Origin of the sequence: Catenulispora yoronensis (assembly GCF_039531695.1) — a bacterium.
Classification (GTDB): domain Bacteria; phylum Actinomycetota; class Actinomycetes; order Streptomycetales; family Catenulisporaceae; genus Catenulispora; species Catenulispora yoronensis.
The window spans coordinates 75,306-98,001 of sequence record NZ_BAAAQN010000018.1; the positions used below are offsets into that span (position 1 = coordinate 75,306).

Consider the following 22,696-nt stretch of genomic DNA (forward strand, 5'->3'; position numbering starts at 1 on the left):
ACTAGATCCCGATACCTTCCATTCCGCCGCCCAGCGTCCCGGTACCGACGCTGACCGTCGAGGTGGTGGCCGACACGGCGGTCGTGATCACCGAAACCGTGTTCGAGCCGCGGTTCGCGACGAAGACCGACGTGCCGTCGGGGGTGACGACCAGGCCGCCGGGACTCAGGCCCACAGCGACGGCCACCACCGGGGCGATGGTTGCGGTATCGATGACGAACACGACGTTCCGCGTCGCGTCCGTGACATAGACCAGCGTCCCGGACGCATTGAACACGACCGCGTTCGGTGCGCCGCCGATGTGCAGCGCCTTGATGACGGTCCTGGCGGCGGTGTCGACGACCTCGACACTGCCGGTCTTGCCTGACGTCACGTAGAGCCTGGCACCGTCGGGCGAGATCGCGAGCCCTGATGTACCCGAGACGGCGGGGTTCAGCGCGATGCTGCCCGCCGGGGTGTCAGTGCTGAGGTCGACCACCAACACCCGCCTCCAGAAGTCGAACACATAGGCGGTCTTGCCGTCCGGGGAAACCACCACCGACTGGGGCAGGTCCACAGGGAGGGTCGCGGTGACCTTCCCGGTAGCGGTGTCGACGATCGAGAGCCTGCCCTGATATTTCGTGGTGACCAGGGCCGACGCGCCATCGGGGGTGAACACGATCGACGTCGGATATCCCCCCACCTCGACGGGAGCGCCGATGATCTTGTGGGTCGCGGTGTCGATGACCCGGATGCTGCTGCTCGCGGTACCGCCGACGTAGAGCTTCCTGCCGTCCGGGGTCACCGCGACGATGGTCGGCCCGTCCACCGCGTCCGCGATTGTCGCGGTGGCCTTCGCGGACGCGGTGTCGACGACCGTCAAGGTCCCGTCGGAGGTGTTGGTGACGAAAGCCACCGCACCGGACGGGCCGAACGTGACCGAGCTGGGGCGTGTCCCGACAGTGACGGTCGCGGTCACGGTGTGCGACACCGTGTCGATGACCGACACGGTGTTGGACGTGGTGTTCGGCAGATACGCCAGCGCACCGTTCGGGGACAGCGAGACCGGAGCCGGATGGGTATAGGCATCGCCGGAGATACCGATCTCGGCCGTGACGGACCCCCTGGCGGTACTGATCACCGCCACGGAGTCCGCGCAGGTCACGAACGCCTGCGTCCCATCGGCGGAAAGGACTACCTGCTGCGGCTCCCACGCCACGGCGATCATCGCGACGGTGTCGGTGACAGTGTCCAGCACCCCGATCGAGGAGGCGTAGGGACTGGTGATGTACACGTGGCGACCGTCAGCCGTCACCGCCATCACACCCGGCGAGAAGGAAACCGGGATCGTGGCGACGACCGTGTCCGTCGCCGTATTCACCACGGTGACCGTGCGGGCCCCTGTGCCCCCGGAGATGTAGGCGCGGCCACCGTCCGGGGCCAGCGCGAGGTAGCTGCTGTAACCGCTGACGGCCAGGCTCGCGCTGACCTTGCCGGTGGCAGCATCGATGGTCAGGAACTGCCCGGCGGTGGTGACGGTGTAGAGCGTGGCGCCGTCGGGCGACAGGGCCGTCGAGGCGGCGGAGGACACGTTCTTGATCGCTCTGACGATCTTGTGAGTGCTGAGGTCGACGGTCAGCAGATGGTCGTCGTTGGAGACATAGGCCATGGCGCCGTCGGGGGACAGCAGGAGTTGCTCCGTCTCGGTGCGGGCCGGCATGGCCGTGGCCCAGGCCACGGCGCCGGTCGCGATGTCGTACTCGGCGAGCGAGTCCCCGAGCACGTAGACCTTCCTGCCATCCGGCGACAACCGGGAGATGTGTGCGTTGATCGGGATGCCGCGCGGATTCGTGGTCGTGGTGGTCGCGGTGACCGTGCCGGTGGCGGGATCGATCGCCGAGACGGTTCCGGCGGAAGCGTTGGAGACATACACCGTCTGATGCGCGGCGGCGTTAGCCGGACCAGCCCGGCCTACTGGACCTGCCGGACCCGGTCGGGCTGCGGCGTGCGCGGTCAGGGGGCTCGCGATCACGGCGGCGCTGACCGCGAGGACTGCGAGTGTTCGAAGATGAGACTGCTTGATGCGAAACATCGGCCGGCTCCTCCTTCAGCGTCCGATGACGATGCCGACGGGACCCATGTGGTCGCCGGGGGAACCGACCGGGATCGTGGCGGTGACAGTGCCGGTCGCGGGGTCCAGGACCGAAACCGAATCGGCGCCGGCGTTGTCGACGAACAGCTTGGTCCCGTCCGGTGTCATCGCCAGGCCCGCGGCGTCGGCGCTGTCGGCGATGCGCATGGCGATGTTGTGCGAGGCGGTGTCGACAGCGAGAACGGAGCCGGCCGCCACATAAGCGGTTCGGCTATCCGGAGCGAACACGACAGCATGCGCGCCCTCGGAAGTGAACACGGTGGCGACCAGCGATTCGGTGGCCGCGTCGATCACCGACACCGACCCCGAATCGTCGGTGACGACCACCTCGGCACCGTTCGGACTGACCGCGACCGACCCGGCCCCGCCGTCCAGCAAGGGGATCTTGGTCTTGACGGTGGACTTGGCCGGGTCCAGGACCACCAGATAGCCGGAGTCGACCAGGTAGAGCTTGCTGCTGTCCGGGGCCTCGGCGATACCGGACAGGCTACCGCCGATCATGATCCTGCCCCCCGTGCCGGTGGCGGTGTCCATCATGACCAGCATGCCGCCGGCCGTCGCGACATAGGCGTAGCGGCTGTCGGGGGAGAACGTGATGGCCCGCGCGGTGTCCGGCAGCGAGATGACCGGGCCGAAGACTTTCATGGTGGCCGGGTTGACCCTGCGCATGACGTTGCCGACACTGCTGGCGACCAGCATCAGCTTGCCGTTCGGCGCCTCGGCGATCGCCCCGGGCTCGTTCAGGATGCTCGAAACGGTGTTCACGACCAGGTCGACGTCGGCCTCGATGATGCTCAGGGTGCTGTGGTCCCGGCTGGCCGTGAAAACGTACGCGCCACCGTTGCCGAACACCACCGGCAGCGGATGCGAACCGACCAGGATGGAGGTTTTCACCCTCCGCGTCGAGGTGTCGATGACATCGACCTTGCCGCTGTGAAGATCGTTGACATAGGCCAGCGTCCCGGCCGCGTTGAAACGAACCGTGCCGCCGAACGTCGCGAGCCAGATCGTCGCGGCGACGGTGTTGGTCGAGGTGTTCACCACATCGATCGTGCGGTCGCACGATATGTAGATCTCGTTGCCCGTGGTCGCGCTCTCGTTGTCCGGCTTGTCGCCGAGGTCGATCGTGGCCGTCTGGGTCTCGGTCGCCGTGTCGATGACACTGGCCTTGCCCGAAGCCCGCTCCAACACATACGCGCGGCGTCCGCCGTCGACGAAGAGGATCTGGCCGGCGGGCGCCCCCAGGGCGATGTGCGCCACCGCCTTGAAGGTGGACGTATCGAACACCACGATGTCACCGCTGGTTTTGCCGCCGACATAAGCCCGGGTGCCGTCGGGGGAGAGCGTGACACGGTCCGGACCGAAGGCCGGGTCCATCCGACCTGAGATCGTAGCGCTGGCGGTATCGATGACCGACACGGTCTGGGCGGCCGTGTTCGTGACGTAGAGCTTGGACCCGTTCGGCGCGAGGCGCTCGCTGTGCGTGTCCTGACCGATGGCGATGTCGGCGGTGACGGCGTCGGAGACGAGATCGACCACCACGACCTGGGTGGGGGTGAGCACGTATGCGGACTTGCCGTCCCGCGCCACATCGAACCCCAGCGGCCCGAAGCCGACCGGTATCGTCGCGGTCACCGCACCGGTCGTGGCCCTGACCACGCTCACCGTCCCGCTGTCCCGGTTCAGGACGTACACCTGGCTGCCGTCAGGAGCCGCCGCCTCAGCGATCGGCGAGTCACCGATGCCATAGTTCTCCGCGACCTCGATGTTCCCCGCGACCGCCCCGGTGGCGGTGTTGACGACGGCGACGGCGGGGCCGTGACCGGTGACGTAGGCCATGGGCGGGAGCACAGCGGCGCGCGCGGGCGGCGCTGCCGCGACGGCTGCGCGTGCACCTGGCGCCGCGCCGACGGCCAGACCCAGCGCACATGCGCAGGCCCCGACCAAGGCCGACCAACGGGAGAGCAGAGCAGACGTCATCGGAAGCCTCCATCCCGCACCGACCCCGTCGGACCGCCCAACGCGACCGCCCGAAGCCGTGCTACGACGGGGCCGGGCCCGCACGCCACAGGTATCGCAGAACCCTGACCCCCATTGGCGCCCCAGTCTGTGCGCGCTTCGCAGGGCTGTCGAGGCGCGGAACGTGGCGGAATGCCCCCTTGGCGGGTTTACGGCACCGCCCACGACCACCCCGCCGATTTCAGGACAAGGTATCGATCAGGACGGAGGGAGCGGCTCACCCCATCACCCTGACCTGCACCAGCCAGGGCCGACGCGGTATTTCGTCGAGCAGCGGACCGCCGTGTCCTGTCCCAGCGGGGCCGACGAGATGGTCAGCGATTTCGTCGAGGCCCGCGGCGGCCTGACAGGCCGCTTCCACGTGAGGCGTCGGTCCGTGTTCAGTCGTATCTCGCCATACGGTGCGAGGTGGGTCCCCAGAACAGAGGGGTGGGGCCGCGTAGGTCTTCGTCCGTCAGCGTGTTCTGCCACTCGGGTTCGGCCAGGATGTCCTGGATCAGTAGCGTCTTGACGTACGCGAAAATCTGGTCGAAGATCCGCAAACACGTACTCACCGAGGCCGAGTTCGCCACGACGCCGGGCCGACGCCCGTACGACCTGCGCCATGCAGCCCTCTCCACCTGGCCCAGGTGCCGGACCGTCTCATTCACGGCAGGCGCATCGACGAACCGGACCGAGGTGCTGTCGCACGGCGACGCAAGTATTGACACCGTCCCGGGTGAGCAACCAAGCCCTGACCCAAGGAGAGCGCGCAAAAACGGGGCCGCAAATGGACCGCGGACACCGACGGATCGTGATCCACAATGGGGCATGGTGACGGATCGTCAACCCCGAGCAGGTTTCAGTAAACCAGCCCTGACCTGGCCCTTAGGCCTCTCACCAGCTGCGGAGGGCCAGGTCATTCTGTTACGAAGTGGAGCTGATGTTGCACTACTTGAACACCGCTGACCTGATGGAATACCCCTGCATGAACTAGACCCGGGAAGAGACCCACTCGTGGGAGGCAGGGCGGCCGGTCGATGGCTCAGTGGTAGTCCAGTGGCACTTCAGCGGCAGTGCTCAGTGGCAGTGCTCGTGCCTCCCCAGCGACTCCTCGGGCGTCGCGCCGGGCCGGGTCCACTGCGGCGCCGGCCGGCTGCGGTCCCACAGCGACCCGTCGGCGTTGCCGTTCCCGTCCGCGTCGGCGCGCCAGTACCAGCACGGCCCGTTGCCCTCGGGCCAGCCCTCCGGGGTCTCCTGCCAGGCCTCGCGGCGGCCGTAGGGAGTCATGTCGAGCAGCGCGAAGGTCCCGGAGTGGTTCTCGGTACCGCGTCCGGTGGTGTAGTAGGTGAGGAAGACACGGTCGCCGTCGCGCAGGTAGCTGGTCAGCACCCCCATGTCGCCGCCGACCGGCTCCTCCAGGCCGCGCACCGAGTACCAGGGCGTGGTGTAGCCCATGAACTCCACGAACGGCGCGACCTCGCTCCACGTCCCGGTGGTGACGATCGCCAACGAGACGCCGCGCACGTTCAGGTAGGTGGCGTCGCGCAGATGCCAGGCCGCAACCGTGCAGCCCTCGCACTGGCCCTGATGCGGCGCGCCGTCGTGCCACATGTGCTTGTAGACCAGGAGCTCGTCTCGACCCTGGAACAGGTCCAGGAACGGCACGGGCCCGTCGGGGCCGACGACCTCGGTCTTGCCGTCGAACTCGAACATCGGCAGCCGGCGCCGGGCGGCGGCGATGGCGTCGCCCTCCCGCGTGTGGGCCTTCTCCCGGATCAGGAGCTCGTCGCGGGCAGCCTGCCAAGCGGCCAGGTCCACGATCGGCGGCCGGCCCGGCAACTGCTCGGCCGACTGGGCGCTCTCGGTACTGATCATCGCTGTCTCCTAGAGTCTCCACGCCGGGGCAGCCGTCAGCGCCACACCGGTCTTCCCGTACAGACGACCCGGGCGGCCGAAACTCATCGGCGCGCCGACACTACGCTATTCCTGCACTTCAGCCGCCATCCGCCGAAGCTCGGCGACCGCCCGCCGAACCGATCGAGCCGTTCGTCACCGTCCACCGCATGACGGCCGTCTCGACGGCGTCCGGGAACGACGAAACGGCGGCATCATCGAGGATGATGCCGCCGTTTCGGTGTAAAGCGTCACAAAGTGGACTCACCGGGATTCGAACCCGGACCAGCCGCGTGCAAGGCGGCCGTGCTGCCGTTGACACCACAAGCCCATGGCGGGAGCCGGATTCGAACCGGCGACCTCGGATTTATGAGACCCGCGAGAACGACCGAACTTCTCCACCCCGCCTGGACCATAGTCGCTGGTGAGCAGCATGAAGCGCGAACGGTTTTCCTGCGGAACCCCGGGGTTCGGGAAGCTACTGCGGCGGAGCCCCACACGGCATAGCAGAACAATGGTTTGTGTCAGTGGTCTGCGAGATGCTGGCCCTCGTGGGGTGCACACTCGATCCGGCGGTGGTGCCGCCGCACACCGACGCGAAGACGTGGGCCCGGTTCTGTGCCAAGACCGTGGTCACCAGCGACCACGTCATCTGGGTGGCCGGCCCGTCCGACGGCTACGGCACTTTCTACGACGAGCGCTTCCGCGACGTCGACCTGGAGCTGCTGAACCACAAGCCGACAGTGACCGCCACCCGGTGGCACTACACCGCCTGAAACGGTCCGATCGAGCAGCGTCAGCGCATCATGCACCGGTGCGAGCTGCCGATCTGTGCCGGCTGGACCACCTTGGGGGTCTGACGCACGCAGACATCCCGAAGATCGTACGTGTCCTGGCCGATATCGCCGACAACACCGAGCCGCAGCGGTGGGACTACCTGCTCAGTCGCGAGCAGGAACAGCCAATCTCCCGGGCCTCTCAGGTCCGGCGCCAAATGGACGCCGATCGGCCCGCGCTGCTTCCCGAGCTGACCGGCAACGCGCTGGAGTCCCTGCTGGTCGCCGCCGGGCTCACCCGATACGGACTGATCAGCGCCGGGCCCCGGCACATCGACCTGATCGTGGAGACCGCCATCGAAGCCGTGCTGCTGCCGAACGGATCGGTCTTGTACATCTCCCAGTCTCCGTCCGGCTGCCGCCTCCACCGCGGGGACGGCCCCGTGATCACCATGGACATCCGCGAACTTATCGCCGCCGACGGCGGTTCGATCCCAGCAAGCGAAGCGGCTCGGCACATCCTCACCGTGCTGCACAACCGGCGGCTGACCGCCGCACTCGTGAGCCTGCCGCCGCTCGGCCTGCCCAACGACGCGACCTGGGGGTTACTCGATGCCCAATCCCCAGGCTGCACCCCGCCCAGTGGGCTCTCGATCAGAAAGCGGGCCGATGCCCATCCTGGAGTTGTGCGCTGGCTACAGCGGCCTGGCCGTGGCCGTGGCCGTGGCCGTGGAAGCCTTCACCGGGGACGTGACAACGGTGGTCGCCGAGGTTCACCCGGCGGCCTGCAAGATCATGGCCGTCCGGTTCCCGGACCCCCCCAACCTGGGCGACGCCCGGGATATCGACTGGAAGCAGCTGCGCGGGAAGGTTGACACGGTCTCCTGCGGCTTCCCCTGCCAGGACATCTCCGACTCCGGAACACGAGAAGGAATCACCGGTGAGCGATCAGGACTGTGGTTCACCATCGCCCATGCCATTCGGATCATTCGACCCCGACACGTCTACCTGGAGAACGTCAGCGCTATCCGAAATCGGGGACAAGCGGCAGTGCTCACATCGCTTCACACGATCGGGTATGACACGAGCTGGACGACTCTACGAGCTTCAGATATCGGCGCCGCCCATCACCGTGACCGGTGGTTCGCCTATGCCACTCCTACCCACAGTGCGGGCCGCTGACGGCAACCGCGGGCCCACCCTCAACAGTCCCACCCACGCCGGCGGCGAGGACCTGGTCACCACCGTGGTGAAGCTCTACCGGGACAACCCGGAGAACTACCCGCTGCTGCCCACCCCGACCGCCCGGGACTGGAAGTCCTCGGCCTCCAACATGCACAGGGTGAACAGCCGCCCCCCTCAACGAGGTGGTGGCCAAGCTCTACCACGACAACCCGACGGTCTTCTTCAAGACGGCCACGGCGAACCTTGGCCGCAACGGATCCGCCCAGCACCCGGACTGCCGCAAAGCAGGCGGACACGGGCCCACCCTCCAGGACGAGGTCTGCTTCCTGCTGGACGTCACCCCCGAGGACACCGCGGCGGACGGACCCCACTCCCCGGCGCAGTGGTGGGGCAAGTTCGGGCCGGCCGTACACCGCTGGGACGCGCTGACCGGGACGGCCGCGCCGGTTCCGGTGATCCGAGGGCCGCGAGGCGGCATCAAGCTGTCCCCCCGGTTCTGCGAATGGCTCATGGGACTACCCGACGGCTGGGTCACCCAGGTACCCGGCGTCTCCGTCAACGAGCAGATCGCCCACATCGGCAACGGGGTCGTGCCCGCGCAGGCCTACGCCGCGTTCAAACTGCTGCGCGAAGCCCGGCAGCAGTGGGAACACGACCACGGCCCGGCACCCGCGCAGCCCACCGACGAACCGATCAGCGACACCATTCAGCCCCCGGCCGCCGACACCCCGCCCCGCCCGGCCGTCCAACTGGCGGCCTGAATCCCTGACCCGAGGAAGGCCTTCGTGACCGAACCCGACGACTTCGCCGGCTTCGACACCCCCGAGCACCGTGCGGCGCAGTCCGGCTGTCACCACTTCGTGCACTGCGCCATGGACGCCGTCACCCGCCGTGCCATCAGCGCGGACCTGGACAACGCCCGCGCCACCACCCCGAACCTGATCCCGGTGTACATGGCGATGCTGACCGGGCTGTGCACCCGGCCATCACGCGTCGCCAACCCCACCGATCCCACCCCGCAGGACGCCGTCACCACCGGACCTCCGCGCGACAGCAGGACTTGGGCCAGGCGTACAGGCTCGCCGCAGAGCCGTGCAGGTGTGAGGACTTGCAGTGCGGACCCCTGCGATGACGTCGGCGCCGTCACGCTGCGCCTGGAAGAACGTGACGCCGTCGGCCAACAGCTTGCCGAACAGCGTGCCAGCGGCGGCGATCTTGAATGTCTGCGACGTCGCCGAGGCGCTGCCCGCAGCCTTGAGGCGATAACGGGACCGTGGGACGCCCGGCGAATGAGGGGGAAACAGCTTTTAAATCAGTTCTCTGTGTTATGGTGCCCCGTCCCGCCCGGTCCTATGCTCACCGCTACGGGGCGCGCACCGTCCGCGACCGATCAGCGGGGCGTGCCCGTCCCCTCCACGCCGAGAAGACCTTGGACAGGAGAACCGCTGATGCAGAGCAGGACGTTCAGACTGGGCGCCGCTACAGCCGCGCTGGCCCTCGGAGCCGGGCTGGGATCGGGCACCGCCGCAGCGAGCACCGCAACCTCCGCGCACCACGCACCCGGCGCAACCATCCGCCAAGTGGCGCTGGTGCTGTCGGACACCATCAAGTTCAGCGGCACCGCCACCCCGACCGGGAGCGGGAACTACACCCTCACCACCAACACATGCACCCTGACGTCGGATGGGGAGACGCCGGTCTACCCCTGCACCGTCAACCTGACCTTCAGCCTCGCGACGCTGACCGGCACCATCCACGTCATGAGCCCGGACGGCATCATCAACGGCACCTTCCGGATGAACCCAGGCCCGGTGGCCATGAGCTACACCCTCACCGGCCTGTGCACCACCGGGGGCGTCTGCTACGAGATCGACCAGGACGACCCGACCCCGATGTACCCGTTCGACGACATCACCGGGAACATCACGCTTGCCCCCATCGCCGGCACGCCGAACTTCAAGGTGACGGCGACGGTGAACATCTGGGAGGACCCGAGCAAGCCGTAACGATTCCAAAGCCGCTCGCTTTCTAGGCTTCGCGGTGGGGCTGGGCCCCGGACCCGCCGCGAAGCTGCGCCCTGACCCGGTACCGACACGGTGTATGTGATCGTCAACGCCCAGGCTGATGCCTGGGTCGGCGAACGCTGGATTTTGAAGGTGCCGCGCGGGCTGTGGGACGGCCCCGACAGAAACACGGTCTGGGACTGGATGCAACACCCACTTGCACCACCACGCCGAGCTCCTGGATGAGGAATACGGCGACAACGAGACAGACCGGCAGCTGCTCCCGAGCTCGGCCTGGAACTCACCGAACCGCCAGCCCCCGCGACCGAGCGCACGCCCCACCAGATAGCCGGGCGCCACGCCGGCCTGTGCAAGGCGATCTGGTCGAGCAGGGAAACCCTCGGCGAGCAGCTGGACCCGCACCAGTGGCGCCTGCTGGGCCAGGCCATCCGCCATTCCGGCGTGCCGCGGCTGCTCGCCGACGTCGTGGCCGCCGCGCTGCGCCGGCTCGGCGACGGCACCCCGCCCGACGCCTCGCAGCCGTCCCCGCCTTCATGAGAGGAATCCCCCGCTGCACTCCGCTCTGCGCCCTGACGACCCGCCCGGCGCCCGCTTCCACCCCTACCCGGGCCCGCCGCTGCCGGAGGTGTGGGCGTACGTCGTGGACGACTACGCCATCCTCTACGGCCCCGGCATCTGGCCGTTCTGGCGCCGCCCGCCCAATGGCAGGCTCCTGGAACCGGCCAGTGTGCGGGTCGCGCCCGACATGTCTGCGGCGGTTTGAAGTGGATCTGGCTCTGGCCCACATGCCGTGAAGGCGCTGTCGGCGGTCGATCGTTCGAGGCTGAACGCTGCTGCTGAGCCAGTCACCTGCTCTACCGGATCACGGAATGTGGGCCAGATCCGCATGAAGCCGCCACAAACAAACCTGTCCAGTCGATCAAACCGGTCGACAAGCGCCGACTGGCTGACCCCGCCACCGCTGAAGCCCTGGTCGACGCCGTCGCGCATAGCAGCCGCAACGGCGAAGCCCAATCTTTGGCGATCGAGGTCATGTATCGAGCCGGGCTCCGCCCCGAAGAAGTCACCCCACTGCTGGTCGAGAGCTTCACTGCGCCCGTCACGCCAAAGGGCTGGGGCGAGCTGACGTTCGAGGAGGCGGCCCCGGAGACCGACAAACGGTGGACCGACGACGGGTCACGCCGTCAGCGCCGCTCGCTCAAGGCCCGACCCAGGGGGGCGACCAGGACCGTCCCGGTACATCCCGTACTAGCGACCAAGCTCGCGGCCTACATCACGAACAGGGAGCTCAAAGCCAAGAACCGGCTGTTTTCCGGATACCGAGGCGGCGAGCTGAACTACTGCGTGCTGGACAAGGCTCTCAAACGGGCCCGCGAACTCGTCTTGACTCCAGAACAGGTGGGCTCCCCGCTGGCCAGGACGCTCTACGACTGGCGCCACTTGTGCCTGACCAACTGGATCAACACCGGCGTCCCGCCGGCCACCGCAGCCCGGTGGGCAGGCAATAGCGTGACGGTCCTGATGGCCACCTACGTCAACGTCATCGACAACGAGGTGAGCTTGCGGGCACGCCTGGAGGGAATGTACGACATCCCGACCGCAGCCTCGAATAGTGATCCACATAGCGACTGAGCTGCGAAAGTGCCCAAGATCGCGTGCCGCGTATGTGCCGCGAACAGCCACATACAGTCGTGGAAAGCCGGGTACAGCCGGGTACAACAGCCCGGGGGGAGCCTCTCCAGTATTCAAGTAGTTGATAGATGGCAATCGGCCCTGACCTGCATACATGCTGGTCAGGGCCGCCATTTTCATTCTGTTACGAAGTGGGGCGTGAGGGACTCGAACCCACGACCAAGGGATTATGAGTCCCCTGCTCTAACCAGCTGAGCTAACGCCCCTTGCGCGAAGTGCTTCGCCGCCTGCGACGGCGATGGTGGGCATCTGCCCAGCGCCGTGGCGGATCAACCCTCCCCAGTCACCAACTCCCCCAGTGACGGCAAACGTCCCCGGCATCGCGCTGGATTTCGCGCGAGCGGAGACGCTCGTCGTGCGCTCCTGCAATAGGACTCGAACCTATAACCTGCCGGTTAACAGCCGGCTGCTCTGCCAATTGAGCTATGCAGGATCGTTCTGGCGCGGCGGGTGGCCCCGTTTTGCGGCGGTTCCGGCCCGGCGTGCGTGACTAGGTTAGCGCATGACGGGGGGAGATCCGCAATCGGCTTTCCGGGGCAGGTGGGGCCGGGTGCGGGAACCTTGGGTGGTCGCCCGTCCGTCGTAAGTTCGGTTCATCGGATGCCTATGGGTGGGTAGAGGGGTTGCCATGAAGGCTGGGACGAAGCTGACGTTGGCGGCCGGGCTCGGAGCCGGGTATGTGCTCGGGTCGCGCGCCGGACGGGAACAGTACGACAAGATCGTGGCGGCGGTGCGGAAGGTGGCTGAGGCGCCGGCCGTGCGGCAGACCGCGAACGTGATCCAGGTACAAGCGTTCGAGATCACCCGGACCACCGCCCACAAGGGCCGCGAGGCGGTCGGGTACGTGGTGGAGACCGTGCGGCACCGCGGCGACCACGACGGGGAGAGCGAGGGCGAGGATGGCGAGGAGAACAAGAACGGCGCCACGGACCTCACAGGCCCGCCACGACGCTCAGGCGCCCAAGCCGGCCGATAGGGCCTGATAGGAGCTGACAGGACCTGACAAGGCCTGACGAAGCCCCGGCAAGGACCAAGAACCCCCTACCCCCTGCTCCCCCGCTCTGCCGTGCGTCTGCCCTCCGCCTCCAGGAGGGCAGACGCACGGCAAAGCAGGGCAGGGACCGGCCCCGGCACGACAAGCCGGTAATCAGCTGTGTGTTGACGTCGGGTCGGATGACGCCTCTTGGCCGCGGTTCGAACCGCCGACCGACCGAACCACTCCCACCCGCACTCCCACTCGCACCGCCGCCTCCACCGCCGCCTCCAAGCCAACCCTCCCAAGCCAAACCCCGCCCCCAAGCCAACCCCTGCCGCCTAACCAACCCCCGCCCCGACCAACCCCCACCCCTGCTCCCCCACCAACGAACCACCCCTCACCGCCCAGCATCACCGCACCTCAGCCAGTCCCTCAACCCACCCCCACCCCACCCCCTCACCCCACCGCAGCCCCCGGCGCCGCCAAAACCTCCATCGAAGCCGTCGCCGCCTCCCGCGCCCCCGCGAACTGCGCCCGCACCCCGGCCCCGATCCCGGACTTGGCATTCGGTGAGTCCTTGAACATCACCGCCTCGTTCCACGTCGGCGGCACCGTCAGCGCCTCCCCCGCCGGCGACGTCGACGCCGCCAGCACCCACGCCGCCTGCCGCGCCGCGCCGATCGCCATGATCTCGCTGCCGCCCATCATCGCCGCGCCGGTCGGCCGACCGGATCCGGGCCGCGGCACCCCGGTGGCGTCCAGCGCGGCGAACACGCCGGTGGACGTCAGTCCGCCCCCGGCGTTGTCCTCGAACGAGGCCGACACCGCGACCGCGACCGGAACGCCGAAGATCGCCGGCGCGATCAGCCGCACCGCGTCCAGGCGCGCGCCCTTGCCGGTGAGGATCACCCGCCGCAGCGGCGTGCCCACCGCGGTCATCTGGTCGGCCAGCGCGTCGAGGCCGTCGGCCAGGCCGCACAGCAGCCCCTCGACGGCGGCCCGGGCCAGGTTCGGCGCCGTCATCCGGGCCAGCCGCAGCCCGGTCAGCGATCCCGGCTGCCCGGCCGTCGGCGGCACCAGCACCACGCCCTGCGCCCCCGGCGTCGACTCCAGCGCCAGCCGGGACAGGGTCTGCAGGTCCACGCCCATCATCTTGGCCGCCGCCTCCAGCGTCGGCATGGCCTCGCCGGTCCGGGTCATCGCCAGGAAGCCGCCGGTGGCGTCGGCGAAGCCGGAGACCGCGCCGACCGGGTCCGCGACCGGGCGCGGCAGCCCGCCGGCGAACAGCGTGCCGGTGGCGCCGATGCTGATCACGACGTCGCCGGGCTCGGCCGACAGCCCCAGCACCTGCGCCATCGCCGAGCCGGTGCCCGGCGCCACCAGCACCCCGGCGCTGGTCGTCCCGGCCGGCTCCACCGGCCCCAGCACCCGCGGCACCGCGACCTCGCGGCCGAAGGCGTGCTGCATCAGGGCCATGCGATAGTCGCCGGAGAACGGGGACCAGTAGCCGGTCCCGGAGGCCTCGCCGCGGTCGGTCATCGGCGCGGCCGCGCCGCCGAGCAGCAGCCAGGTCAGCCAGTCGTGCGGCTGCAGCACGGCCGCCACCCGCGCGGCGTTCTCCGGTTCGCGCTGCGCCAGCCAGCGCAGCTTGGCTATCGGGAAGGCCGCGGTCGGCACCGAGCCGACGGCCGCCGTCCACGCGCCCGGCCCGCCGCCCTCGGTCACCAGGTCGTCGGCGGAGTTCGCGGCCCGGTAGTCCGAGGACATCAGCGCCGGGCGGACCACGCCGCCGGCCGGGTCCAGGGTCACCAGCGCCTGCCGCTGCCCGGAGACGGCGACCGCCTGGACGCCGTCCAGGATGTCGCCGTCACAGGCTTTGACCAGGGCGTTCCACCACTCGTGCGGGTCGTCGTCGCCGGCGGCGGCGTGCGCCACCGCCGCCTTGCGCATCACTTTTCCGCTCAACGCGTCGCAGACGACGACCCGAGTGGTGCTGGGCGAGGAATCGATACCCGCGACGATCGGCATGACGCCAGATCATGCCGTATGCGCCGCGCGCCGGAAACCGGTGTCGCCCAACCGTTTCGGACCAAATTCAGTGCGATTGAAGCTACCTGATGGTGACCCAGCGCTATCGCAGGTAGTCAAGCAGCTGATCGGCGTAGGTGTGGCCGCGCAGCTTGGCCAGGGTCTTGGCCTCGATCTGGCGGATCCGCTCCCGGGTGACGCCGAAGGTGCGGCCGATCTCCTCCAAGGTGTGGGGCTGGCCGTCGGTGAGCCCGTAGCGCAGCTGCACCACGCGCTTCTCGCGTTCGCCGAGCGTGGACAGCAGCGCGTCCAGGTGCTCGCGCAGCATCACCACCGCGACCGAGTCGGCCGGGGAGACCGCGTCGGCGTCCTCGATGAGGTCGCCGAGCGCCACGTCGTCCTCCTCACCGACCGGCGCGTGCAGCGACACCGGCTCCTGGGCCAGGCGCAGCACCTCCACCACGCGCTCGACGGCCACGCCGAGCACCTCGGCGATATCGTCGGGCGTGGGCTCCACGCCGTTCTCCTGCAGCAGCCGGCGCTGCAACCGCACCACGCGGTTCATCAGCTCGACCACGTGCACCGGCACCCGGATGGTGCGGGCCTGGTCGGCCAGCGCCCGGCTCATGGCCTGCCGGATCCACCAGGTGGCGTAGGTGGAGAACTTGTAGCCGCGGGTGTAGTCGAACTTCTCCACGGCCCGGATCAGGCCGAGGTTGCCTTCCTGGACCAGGTCCAGGATCGACATGCCGCGGCCGAGATAACGCTTGGCTATCGACACCACCAGCCGCAGGTTCGCCTCGATCAGCCGGCGCTTGGCGGCCTGGCCCTCCAGGACCAGGATGGCCAGCTCGCGGCGCAGCTGCGGCTTGAGATTGGTCTCGTAGGTGAGTTTCTCCTCGGCGAACAGGCCGGCCTCCACGGCCTGTGCGAGCTCCACCTCCAGGACCGCGTTCAGCAGCGGTACCCGCCCGATCTCGCGCAGGTACTGCCGGAACAGGTCTCCGGCCGGTCCGGCGGAATCGGCCCAGGCATTGACTTTCGAGTCGGCCTCGGCCTCTTTCTCCGGCTCGGTCTCCGCTTCCTCCTCCAGCGCCGCTTCGAGCTCTGCGATCTCGGGTGCGGCAGGTCCCGTGATCCGCAGGGAACCGAGCTCGTCCGGTTCTTCGTCCAGACCCAGGGTGGCACCGGCCTGGAGGGGGGACGAGGGAGAGGGGCGGGTCGGCGCGAGGGTGTCGAGGAGGGCTACCGGTCCCTGTGCGACAGCACTGTTCACGACAAGCTCCAAGTGGGGGGTTCGCGACGTCTTCGCCACACGCTTACCCCACCCGTCGCCCGGATATCCCAGATGGCGGAAATCAGAACATGATCACTGACGCGTTATCAGCCGCCGCCCAGCTCTCGGCACGCGTTCGCGCGCCAAGATTTTTTCATCGACGGTTCACCGGCCCGTGACCGTTATGAGACTTCGGCCAGGCCACGCTTATATTGCTCCAGAGCGACCAGCTCGCCGAAAAGTTTGTTGTATTCCTCTTGCTGGGCAACGGGATTGAGCCGCTGCAACCGTGATCTCACGTCCTTGATACGCCGGTCCACGGTGTGGATGCGCACCCTTGTCATGACTTCGGCGACATACCGCTCATCGGCCGGACCGCGGGAATGGACGGCCTCCACGGTGAGCTCGGTGACCAGACCGCGGATGGCATCGTCAGGGGCCTGATCCTGCACTCTTCCGGTCCAGTTGTTGTCATTGCCGGTGACGCAGCCGCCGGCGCCGCGCACGGCGGCGCAGACCGCCGCGTAGGCCGGGACCGTGAACTCCTCAGGGGCGAGGCCGTCGAAAGTCGCACCCGCGAGCTGCGGGTACTGCAAAGCCATTTTCAAGGCCTCGCGTTCGGCGCCCGCCACCGGATCACGGTTGCTGGGGACAGTCGCGGCTTCCACCCCGAAAAGTCCGTCAGGCCCGGATGGCGCACTGTATCCGCCTTCATAACCTCCGCCGCGACCGCCCCGGTTTCCACCGCGACCGCCGCCGTATCCGCCTTGCCCGCCTTGTCCGCCCTGTCCTCCCGGGCCTCCGAAGCCGCGCTGGCCCCCTTGGCCGCCTTGTCCCCCTTGGCCGCCGTAGCCACCGCCCGGGCCGCCGCCCGGCCCTCCGTAGCCCCCGCCCGAGCCGCCTCGACGGTTGTTCGAGCCCTGACGTCCCTGCCGGTCCCCGTACTGGCCGCCGCGCCCGCCGCCGTCGCCGGGCGGGATCACGATGTCGTCGACACGGCTGCCGGACGCCGTCACGAGCCGCCGCACAGCGGGCTGCACGTCCCGCTCCTCCAGGCCGAGCCAGCCGGCGAGGCGGCGCGTGTAGTCGTTGCGCAGCGCCGAATCGCGGATCTTCGCGACAATCGGGGCGATGGAACGCAGCGCGTGCACCCGGCCCTCGGACTCGTCGAGATTGTGCTTGGCCAGCTCGGCGCGGATCACGAACTCGAACAGCCGGGTCCGGGTCGCGACCAGCTCCCGCACCGCGGCGTCGCCCTTGGCCAGCCGCAGATCGCAGGGGTCCATCCCGTTGGGCTCGACGGCGACGAAGGTCTGCGTGACGAACTTGTCCTCGTCGAGATAGGCACGCATGGCCGCCTTCTGTCCGGCCGAGTCACCGTCGAAAGTGAACACCACCTCGACACCCAGGAACTGGTTCCGGTCGGCGAGCAGGCGTCGCAGGATCTTGATGTGCTCCTCGCCGAACGCGGTGCCGCAGGTGGCCACCGCCGTCGGCACGCCGGCCAGATGGCAGGCCATCACGTCGGTGTAGCCCTCGACGACGACCGCGCGCTCCTGCTTGACGATCTCGCGGCGGGCCATCTCCAGGCCGTAGAGCACCGAGGACTTCTTGTAGATCGGAGTCTCGGGGCTGTTGAGGTACTTGGGGGTCTCTGGATCATCGGTGAGCCGGCGGCCGCCGAACCCGATGACGTCGCCGGACAGATCGGCGATCGGCCACATCAGCCGGTTCCGGAACCGGTCCATCGCGCCGCGCCGGCCCTCGGAGGCCAGACCGCCGGCGAGGATCTCCCGGTCGGTGAAGCCGCGGCCGCGCAGATGCCGGACCAGCGCCTCCCACGACTCCGGGGCGTAACCGACGGTGAACTTCTCGATCGCGGCGGCGTCGAAGCCGCGGCCGGCCAGGAACTCCCGGCCCTTGACGGCCGCGGGGGTGGCCAGCTGGTCGACGAAGAACTCGGCGGCGACCTTGTGCGCCTCGATCAGGCGGGTGCGCTCGCTGCGCTCCCCCTGCTTGGTGTAGCCGCCCTCGGTGTAGCGCAGCTCGATCCGATACTGGCTCGCCAGCCGCTCGACCGCCTCGGTGAAGGTGAGGTGGTCGTACTCGATCATGAACTTGATGACGTCGCCGCCGACGCCGCAGCCGAAGCAGTGGTAGAAGTTCTTCGCCGGGCTGACCTGGAACGACGGCGACTTCTCGTCGTGGAACGGGCACAGTCCCTTCAGGTTTCCGCCGCCCGCACTGCGCAGTTGGACGACCGCGCCGACGACGTCGACGATCGACGCCGCCTTGCGTACCCGCTCGATGTCGTCGTCGTTGATCCGTCCAGCCACGATGAGAGTTTAACCGCGCGTTCAGACGGTTCCGAGCCGCCTGCTCAGGCCGTACGCGGCGTCGTCGGTGAGGGAGGCCACCTGGTCCACGACGACGCGCAGGCGGGTGCCGTCGTCGGTGGCGTCGGCGTACCAGGAGCGGAAGGCCGGTTCGAGCGCGTCGGGCGCCGCGGACAGGCCCTCGACCAGGCCGGAGACCAGTTCACGCTGCCGGCGGCGCAGCTCGCGGGCGTCGGCGCGGGCCATGACGTAACGCGCGGTGATCGCCTTGAGCAAGGCGCATTCGAGGCGGATTTCCCGGGGGACGACGAGATCGGCGACGTACCGGGTGAGGGGGGCGGTGGTCGGGAGGTTGGGGTTCGTGGGGGTGGCGAGCGGCCTCGCCGGGGCGGCGGTGGTCCCGTTAGTTGTAGCCGCCGCAGCCGCAGCCGCCATCCCGGTCGCGCCCGCAGCCGCTGCCTCGGCGGCAGCCGCGCGGGTCGCCGCAGCCGCGGTTTGGCAGAAGCGGCCGATCAGGCTGCTCGTCGTGTTCTTGAGCGCGGCCTGCGCGGCGAAGGTGCCGTCGTAGTCGCCGGGCCAGTAGTCGAGCGTCAGCAGCCGGGTCAGCGCCTCGGCCAACTCCGCCGGCTCGGCGCCCGGTGCGTACCGGACCTCGGTCAGCTCGAACAGCTCCGCCTGCTCGTCGCGGGACAACAGGGCCTTCGGCACCAGGTGCCCGGCGTGCAGGGCGTCCTCCAGGTCGTGGACCGAATACGCCACATCGTCGGACCAGTCCATCACCTGCGCCTCGAAACAGGTCCGGCCGGGCTCGACGCCGCTTCGCATCCAGGCGAACACCGGCTCGTCGTCGGAGTAGACGCCGAACTTGCCCGTGCCGCGCGCCTCACCCTCCGCACGGGTCCAGGGGTACTTCGTCGCGGCGTCCAGGGCGGCGCGCGTCAGGTTCAGGCCGCCGGGCTCGCCGCCGGGGCCGAGCGCCTTCGCCTCCAGCCGGACCAGGATCCGGAACGACTGCGCGTTGCCCTCGAAGCCGCCGCAGCCGACCGCGGCGAGCGCCAGCGCCTCCTCGCCGGTGTGGCCGAACGGCGGGTGTCCCAGGTCGTGGGAGAGGCAGGCGGCCTCCATCAGGTCCGGGTCGGCGCCAAGTTCCTTGCCGAGTTCCCGGCCGATCTGCGCGCATTCGAGACTGTGGGTCAGGCGGGTGCGGGGGCTGTCGAGGTAGGCGCCGAACGCCGAGTCGCTGGAGCCGGGTTCCACGACCTGGGTCTTGGCGGCCAGGCGGCGCAGGGCGGCGCTGTGCAGCACCCGGGCGCGGTCCCGCTCGAACGGGGTGCGGCGCACGTTGCTCGGGTTGTCCGGGAGGTGGCGCTCCCGGTCGGCGTCGGTATAGGCATCGCTCACCGCCCCACGGTAACCCCCGGAGGTAACCCGTCCGGGCCAACACGGTCTGAAGACTCGTCGCGGGGCGGCGTGGCGCCGGTGTCAGAGCAGCGATTCCGGGGCGCCGACGATCACTGCGCGGCCGTCTGTATAGCGCAGGAGGTTCTCGACGTCCTGGGCGCAGGCCAGGCCTTCCGGCGAAGCGAAGGAGGCTTGGAGGTCCTCCATGGAGTCCCAGCAGAGTTCAGCGACGCGGAAGAATGCCTCGCCGCGAACGGCGACTGCGTTGTCGGTGATCGTGTAGCTGCGCAGGCCGGGGAGTCTGCGCGCAAGGGGGATGTGGACGTCGCGGTAGTGGCGGTCGAACGCCGCCGGGTCGGTGGGCTGCTCGTAGTAGAAGTAGAAGCGGGCGGTTGTGGTGGCGGTGCCGGCGCTCGTGTTGGTGTTGGTTTGGGTATCGGTGTCGGTGTCGGTGTCCACGGGATCTCCTCGCTAACGTCGTCGACGGTCTCGCGAATGAATACCGGCGAGACCGTCGAAACGAATCGCTAGAGACCGAAGAGTTCGAACACTCTCGTGCCCGCAGCTCCGAACAGGCTCGAATCGGCGAAGACAATGTTGGCCGTGACCAGCCCTTCGGCGACGGAGAACACCTGCAAAGTGTGCGGTAGGTGCGCGCCGGGGTTGGCGGGGTCGGGGAAGTAGGCCGCCATCGCAGGCTGGCCGTTGGCGGTGGTGAGCCGAGTGCGCCAGCCGGTGCCGAGCAGCCGGAAGACGCGCTCCATGAAGCGGGCGTAGTCGTCGCGGCCCTGGTACCAGAGCGGAACCGGGGGCATCTCCATGATGACGTCGTCCGCGAGGAGGCGGACCAGGCTGGGGACGTCGGCGGCCTCGAAGGCCTGCATGTAGCGTTCGATCACCGCGCGCTGGGCAGGATCGTCCACTTCCCGCAGCGCTTCGGGCTTCTCGACACCGCGCACCGTGGCGCGAGCCCGTTGCAGCGCGCTGTTGACCGAGGCGACGGTCGTGTCGAGCTGCTCGGCGACCTCCGCGGCCGAGAAGTCGAGCACATCACGCAGAACCAGCACCGCCCGCTGGCGAGCCGGCAGGTCCTGGACTGCCGCGACCCACGCCAGACGCAGGTCCGCGCGGGCTTCAACGCTAAAGCGCGAGTCGGGGAACGGCTCCAGCCACGGGATGTCGAGCGCCGGCTGGAGCGGTGCCTCGGTGTCCTGACTCGCGGCGCCGATGCCGGAGGGCAGGGGGCGGCGCTTGCGGGACTCCAGGGCGGTAAGGCAGACGTTGGTCGCGATGCGGTAGAGCCAGGTGCGGACGGAGGCGCGGTTCGCGTCGTAGCGGTCGCGGGCCTTCCAGGCGCGGAGGAGGGTTTCCTGGACGAGGTCCTCCGCGTCGTGGACCGAGCCGAGCATGCGGTAGCAGTAGGCGGTGAGTTCGGCGCGGTGCGCTTCGAGGTCCACGGCGGAAGCCTACTGACTACGGAAGTTCGAGGTAGCGGGTCGCGGAGCCGACCACGAACCCGGCGCCGATAGCCGCAACCCAGATCGCTTGGTAGCGGTTGGCCCAGGGCCTACGCGCCCCTTCCCGCCACTTGATGACCTTGGCAGGACTCCCAAGCGTTGCCACCACAGCAGCCCCGAAAACTACGCCAGTAGTCCGCAGCTTGATAGTGGAGAAATCGTCCCCGCCATACGACGACACCATGTTCCACCCGATGTACAGCACCGCCGCCACAAACATCCGCGTACCCTCAACCGCCAACCCACGCTGCATCCCCCACCACAACGCCCCAAAGAACACGACAAGCACCGCGCCGAACACGCACCAGTCCCGCCACCCTGCCGCCGACACCGCACCCCCACCCACCCGCTCCGCCCAACACACAACGATCTTCCAAGTCGGGCCACCCTACGGTCGCACCCACCACCCACGCCATAGCCCTCACTACCGTTTCCCCATGACCGACATCGGCCCACCCGCCATAGCCGCCGGCGAAAAAGAAACCCTGGTCGCCTTCCTCCACTACCTCCGCGAAGCCATCATCCGCAAAGTCGAGGACCTCCCCGATGACATAGCCCGCACCCCCACCCTCCCCTCCGGCACCACCCCCCTCGGCCTGATCAAACACCTGACCGGCGCCGAACTCGTCTGGCTCGAATGGGCCTACCTAGGCCACGACCCCATCCCCGAACTCAGCATGACCCTCACCGAAGAAGACACAGTCAAGTCCTGCATAACAGCCTTCCGCAAAGCCTCCGCCCACGCCGACGAACTCCTAAAACCCCTCACCAACCTCGACACCACCTCCCACCGCGAAAACCGCACCCTCCGCTGGATCCTGATCCACACAATCGAAGAACTAGCCCGCCACGCCGGCCACCTCGACATCCTCCGCGAGCAGTACGACGGCCAGACTGGCCGGTGAGTTGTCTTACGGGGTGCGGCAGGGTGCGGTGGGGTGCGCGGCGGTATGGCGGCGCGGCCCACGGCGGCAGGGATGATGCGCGGCCATGTGGCGGTCTAGCAACGCACTGCGGCGGCACTTCGGCACCCATGTCGCTACCAGCTCAACCACGACCCGCGTCGACACGACCGACCCCGCCGGACATCGCCAACCGCGAGTCACACACGCCGCAAGTCCCTGCCTTACAGGCCACCCACCATCACAACTCCCGCCGCCCACTGTTCGCCGCTCCCACTGCTCGCTGTACGCAACTCCGACCGCACGCCACTCGCTGCTCGCCACTCGCGCTCGCCCGCTGTTTGCCGCACGCCGCCGGCCATCCGCTACTCGCCGCTCGCCGCCTACCGCCCACGGCTGCTCACCGCTCGTCGCCCGCTCGTGCCCGCCGTTTGCTGCTCATGGCCATCGCTCGTCGCTTTTGCCGCTCACCGCTCGTCGTTTGTCATTTGCCGGCGCACCTGACCCACCACCTCCGCCAGCCAGCCAGCACAAAAGACTCGCGCCACTCACCCCCGA

General features: G+C 68.7%; 21 protein-coding genes and 4 tRNA genes. 8 read left to right on the plus strand and 17 right to left on the minus strand.

What is annotated here, in order from left to right; all coding sequences use genetic code 11:
- Position 1: 1 nt before the first annotated feature.
- The 6 genes from ABD481_RS17045 to ABD481_RS17070 form a co-directional block, all read right to left on the minus strand.
- Positions 2-2,071: an outer membrane protein assembly factor BamB family protein gene (locus ABD481_RS17045; protein ID WP_344666647.1), complete on the minus strand. Its 2,070-nt coding sequence runs from the start codon at positions 2,069-2,071 to the stop codon at positions 2-4.
- A gap of 15 nt (positions 2,072-2,086) precedes the next feature.
- Positions 2,087-3,970 carry a YncE family protein gene (locus ABD481_RS17050; RefSeq protein WP_344666648.1) on the minus strand — a complete coding sequence of 628 codons (1,884 nt, stop codon included), beginning with the start codon at positions 3,968-3,970 and terminating at the stop codon, positions 2,087-2,089.
- A 560-nt stretch (positions 3,971-4,530) separates the two neighbouring features.
- The gene (locus tag ABD481_RS17055) at positions 4,531-4,800 is read right to left on the minus strand and encodes a hypothetical protein (RefSeq protein ID WP_344666649.1); all 270 of its coding nucleotides are present in this window, start codon (positions 4,798-4,800) and stop codon (positions 4,531-4,533) included.
- A 409-nt stretch (positions 4,801-5,209) separates the two neighbouring features.
- Positions 5,210-6,007, minus strand: a complete 798-nt coding sequence (locus ABD481_RS17060; protein ID WP_344666650.1) for a DUF899 family protein — start codon at positions 6,005-6,007, stop codon at positions 5,210-5,212.
- A 277-nt stretch (positions 6,008-6,284) separates the two neighbouring features.
- Positions 6,285-6,356, minus strand: a tRNA-Ala gene (locus ABD481_RS17065).
- 1 nt (position 6,357) lies between these two features.
- A tRNA-Met gene (locus ABD481_RS17070) sits at positions 6,358-6,433 on the minus strand.
- A gap of 143 nt (positions 6,434-6,576) precedes the next feature.
- Here ABD481_RS17070 and ABD481_RS17075 point away from each other — a divergent pair.
- Complete coding sequence (locus ABD481_RS17075) at positions 6,577-6,801, plus strand: hypothetical protein (protein WP_344666651.1); 225 nt, start codon at positions 6,577-6,579, stop codon at positions 6,799-6,801.
- 20 nt (positions 6,802-6,821) lie between these two features.
- Here ABD481_RS17075 and ABD481_RS17080 read toward each other — a convergent pair whose 3' ends face one another.
- A complete protein-coding gene (locus ABD481_RS17080) occupies positions 6,822-7,319 on the minus strand; it encodes a hypothetical protein (protein ID WP_344666652.1) in 498 nt (165 codons plus the stop codon).
- Positions 7,320-7,470: 151 nt separating this feature from the next.
- Here ABD481_RS17080 and ABD481_RS17085 point away from each other — a divergent pair, with 151 nt between their 5' ends.
- Together ABD481_RS17085 and ABD481_RS17090 are read left to right on the plus strand one after the other, a co-directional pair.
- Positions 7,471-7,983 carry a DNA cytosine methyltransferase gene (locus ABD481_RS17085; RefSeq protein WP_344666653.1) on the plus strand — a complete coding sequence of 171 codons (513 nt, stop codon included), beginning with the start codon at positions 7,471-7,473 and terminating at the stop codon, positions 7,981-7,983.
- Between the two features lie 185 nt (positions 7,984-8,168).
- Complete coding sequence (locus ABD481_RS17090) at positions 8,169-8,747, plus strand: DNA cytosine methyltransferase (RefSeq protein ID WP_344666654.1); 579 nt, start codon at positions 8,169-8,171, stop codon at positions 8,745-8,747.
- Positions 8,748-8,836: 89 nt separating this feature from the next.
- Here the strand turns inward: ABD481_RS17090 and ABD481_RS17095 are convergent, their stop codons facing one another.
- Positions 8,837-8,986 (minus strand): hypothetical protein, encoded by a 150-nt coding sequence (locus ABD481_RS17095; RefSeq protein WP_344666655.1) that lies wholly within the window; start codon positions 8,984-8,986, stop codon positions 8,837-8,839.
- Positions 8,987-9,434: 448 nt separating this feature from the next.
- Here ABD481_RS17095 and ABD481_RS17100 point away from each other — a divergent pair, with 448 nt between their 5' ends.
- The 3 genes from ABD481_RS17100 (at position 9,435) to ABD481_RS17110 (ending at position 11,642) form a co-directional block, all read left to right on the plus strand.
- Entirely contained in the window at positions 9,435-9,992 is a 558-nt protein-coding gene (locus tag ABD481_RS17100; protein ID WP_344666656.1) for a hypothetical protein, read from the plus strand.
- A 658-nt stretch (positions 9,993-10,650) separates the two neighbouring features.
- A complete protein-coding gene (locus ABD481_RS17105; protein WP_344666657.1) occupies positions 10,651-10,773 on the plus strand; it encodes a hypothetical protein in 123 nt (40 codons plus the stop codon).
- Positions 10,774-11,042: 269 nt separating this feature from the next.
- Entirely contained in the window at positions 11,043-11,642 is a 600-nt protein-coding gene (locus ABD481_RS17110) for a hypothetical protein (protein WP_344666658.1), read from the plus strand.
- 192 nt (positions 11,643-11,834) lie between these two features.
- Here ABD481_RS17110 and ABD481_RS17115 read toward each other — a convergent pair.
- Together ABD481_RS17115 and ABD481_RS17120 are read right to left on the minus strand one after the other, a co-directional pair.
- A tRNA-Ile gene (locus ABD481_RS17115) sits at positions 11,835-11,908 on the minus strand.
- A 154-nt stretch (positions 11,909-12,062) separates the two neighbouring features.
- Positions 12,063-12,135, minus strand: a tRNA-Asn gene (locus ABD481_RS17120).
- Between the two features lie 195 nt (positions 12,136-12,330).
- Between ABD481_RS17120 and ABD481_RS17125 the strand changes: the two genes are divergently transcribed.
- The gene (locus ABD481_RS17125) at positions 12,331-12,678 is read left to right on the plus strand and encodes a YtxH domain-containing protein (protein WP_344666659.1); all 348 of its coding nucleotides are present in this window, start codon (positions 12,331-12,333) and stop codon (positions 12,676-12,678) included.
- A 456-nt stretch (positions 12,679-13,134) separates the two neighbouring features.
- Here ABD481_RS17125 and ABD481_RS17130 read toward each other — a convergent pair whose 3' ends face one another.
- The 7 genes from ABD481_RS17130 to ABD481_RS17160 form a co-directional block, all read right to left on the minus strand.
- Entirely contained in the window at positions 13,135-14,706 is a 1,572-nt protein-coding gene (locus ABD481_RS17130) for an FGGY family carbohydrate kinase (RefSeq protein WP_344666660.1), read from the minus strand.
- A 103-nt stretch (positions 14,707-14,809) separates the two neighbouring features.
- Positions 14,810-15,982, minus strand: a complete 1,173-nt coding sequence (locus tag ABD481_RS17135; protein WP_344666661.1) for an RNA polymerase sigma factor — start codon at positions 15,980-15,982, stop codon at positions 14,810-14,812.
- 182 nt (positions 15,983-16,164) lie between these two features.
- A complete protein-coding gene (gene dnaG, locus ABD481_RS17140; protein ID WP_344666662.1) occupies positions 16,165-18,318 on the minus strand; it encodes a DNA primase in 2,154 nt (717 codons plus the stop codon).
- 21 nt (positions 18,319-18,339) lie between these two features.
- The gene (locus ABD481_RS17145) at positions 18,340-19,719 is read right to left on the minus strand and encodes a deoxyguanosinetriphosphate triphosphohydrolase (RefSeq protein ID WP_344666663.1); all 1,380 of its coding nucleotides are present in this window, start codon (positions 19,717-19,719) and stop codon (positions 18,340-18,342) included.
- An 81-nt stretch (positions 19,720-19,800) separates the two neighbouring features.
- Positions 19,801-20,178: an EthD family reductase gene (locus ABD481_RS17150; protein ID WP_344666664.1), complete on the minus strand. Its 378-nt coding sequence runs from the start codon at positions 20,176-20,178 to the stop codon at positions 19,801-19,803.
- 68 nt (positions 20,179-20,246) lie between these two features.
- Positions 20,247-21,176: a sigma-70 family RNA polymerase sigma factor gene (locus ABD481_RS17155; RefSeq protein ID WP_344666665.1), complete on the minus strand. Its 930-nt coding sequence runs from the start codon at positions 21,174-21,176 to the stop codon at positions 20,247-20,249.
- A gap of 16 nt (positions 21,177-21,192) precedes the next feature.
- Positions 21,193-21,537 (minus strand): hypothetical protein, encoded by a 345-nt coding sequence (locus ABD481_RS17160; RefSeq protein WP_344666666.1) that lies wholly within the window; start codon positions 21,535-21,537, stop codon positions 21,193-21,195.
- A gap of 136 nt (positions 21,538-21,673) precedes the next feature.
- Between ABD481_RS17160 and ABD481_RS17165 the strand changes: the two genes are divergently transcribed.
- A complete protein-coding gene (locus ABD481_RS17165) occupies positions 21,674-22,141 on the plus strand; it encodes a DinB family protein (RefSeq protein ID WP_344666667.1) in 468 nt (155 codons plus the stop codon).
- Positions 22,142-22,696: the final 555 nt, after the last annotated feature.

What these genes read in the sequence shown, in the direction of transcription:
- ABD481_RS17060 (WP_344666650.1), bottom strand. Translation starts at nt 6,007, where the DNA reads ATGATCAGTACCGAGAGCGCCCAGTCGGCCGAGCAGTTGCCGGGCCGG.
- ABD481_RS17100 (WP_344666656.1), top strand. Translation starts at nt 9,435, where the DNA reads ATGCAGAGCAGGACGTTCAGACTGGGCGCCGCTACAGCCGCGCTGGCC.
- ABD481_RS17165 (WP_344666667.1), top strand. Translation starts at nt 21,674, where the DNA reads ATGACCGACATCGGCCCACCCGCCATAGCCGCCGGCGAAAAAGAAACC.
- ABD481_RS17085 (WP_344666653.1), top strand. Translation starts at nt 7,471, where the DNA reads ATGCCCATCCTGGAGTTGTGCGCTGGCTACAGCGGCCTGGCCGTGGCC.
- ABD481_RS17130 (WP_344666660.1), bottom strand. Translation starts at nt 14,706, where the DNA reads ATGCCGATCGTCGCGGGTATCGATTCCTCGCCCAGCACCACTCGGGTC.
- ABD481_RS17045 (WP_344666647.1), bottom strand. Translation starts at nt 2,071, where the DNA reads ATGTTTCGCATCAAGCAGTCTCATCTTCGAACACTCGCAGTCCTCGCG.
- ABD481_RS17125 (WP_344666659.1), top strand. Translation starts at nt 12,331, where the DNA reads ATGAAGGCTGGGACGAAGCTGACGTTGGCGGCCGGGCTCGGAGCCGGG.
- ABD481_RS17050 (WP_344666648.1), bottom strand. Translation starts at nt 3,970, where the DNA reads ATGGCCTACGTCACCGGTCACGGCCCCGCCGTCGCCGTCGTCAACACC.
- ABD481_RS17110 (WP_344666658.1), top strand. Translation starts at nt 11,043, where the DNA reads ATGTATCGAGCCGGGCTCCGCCCCGAAGAAGTCACCCCACTGCTGGTC.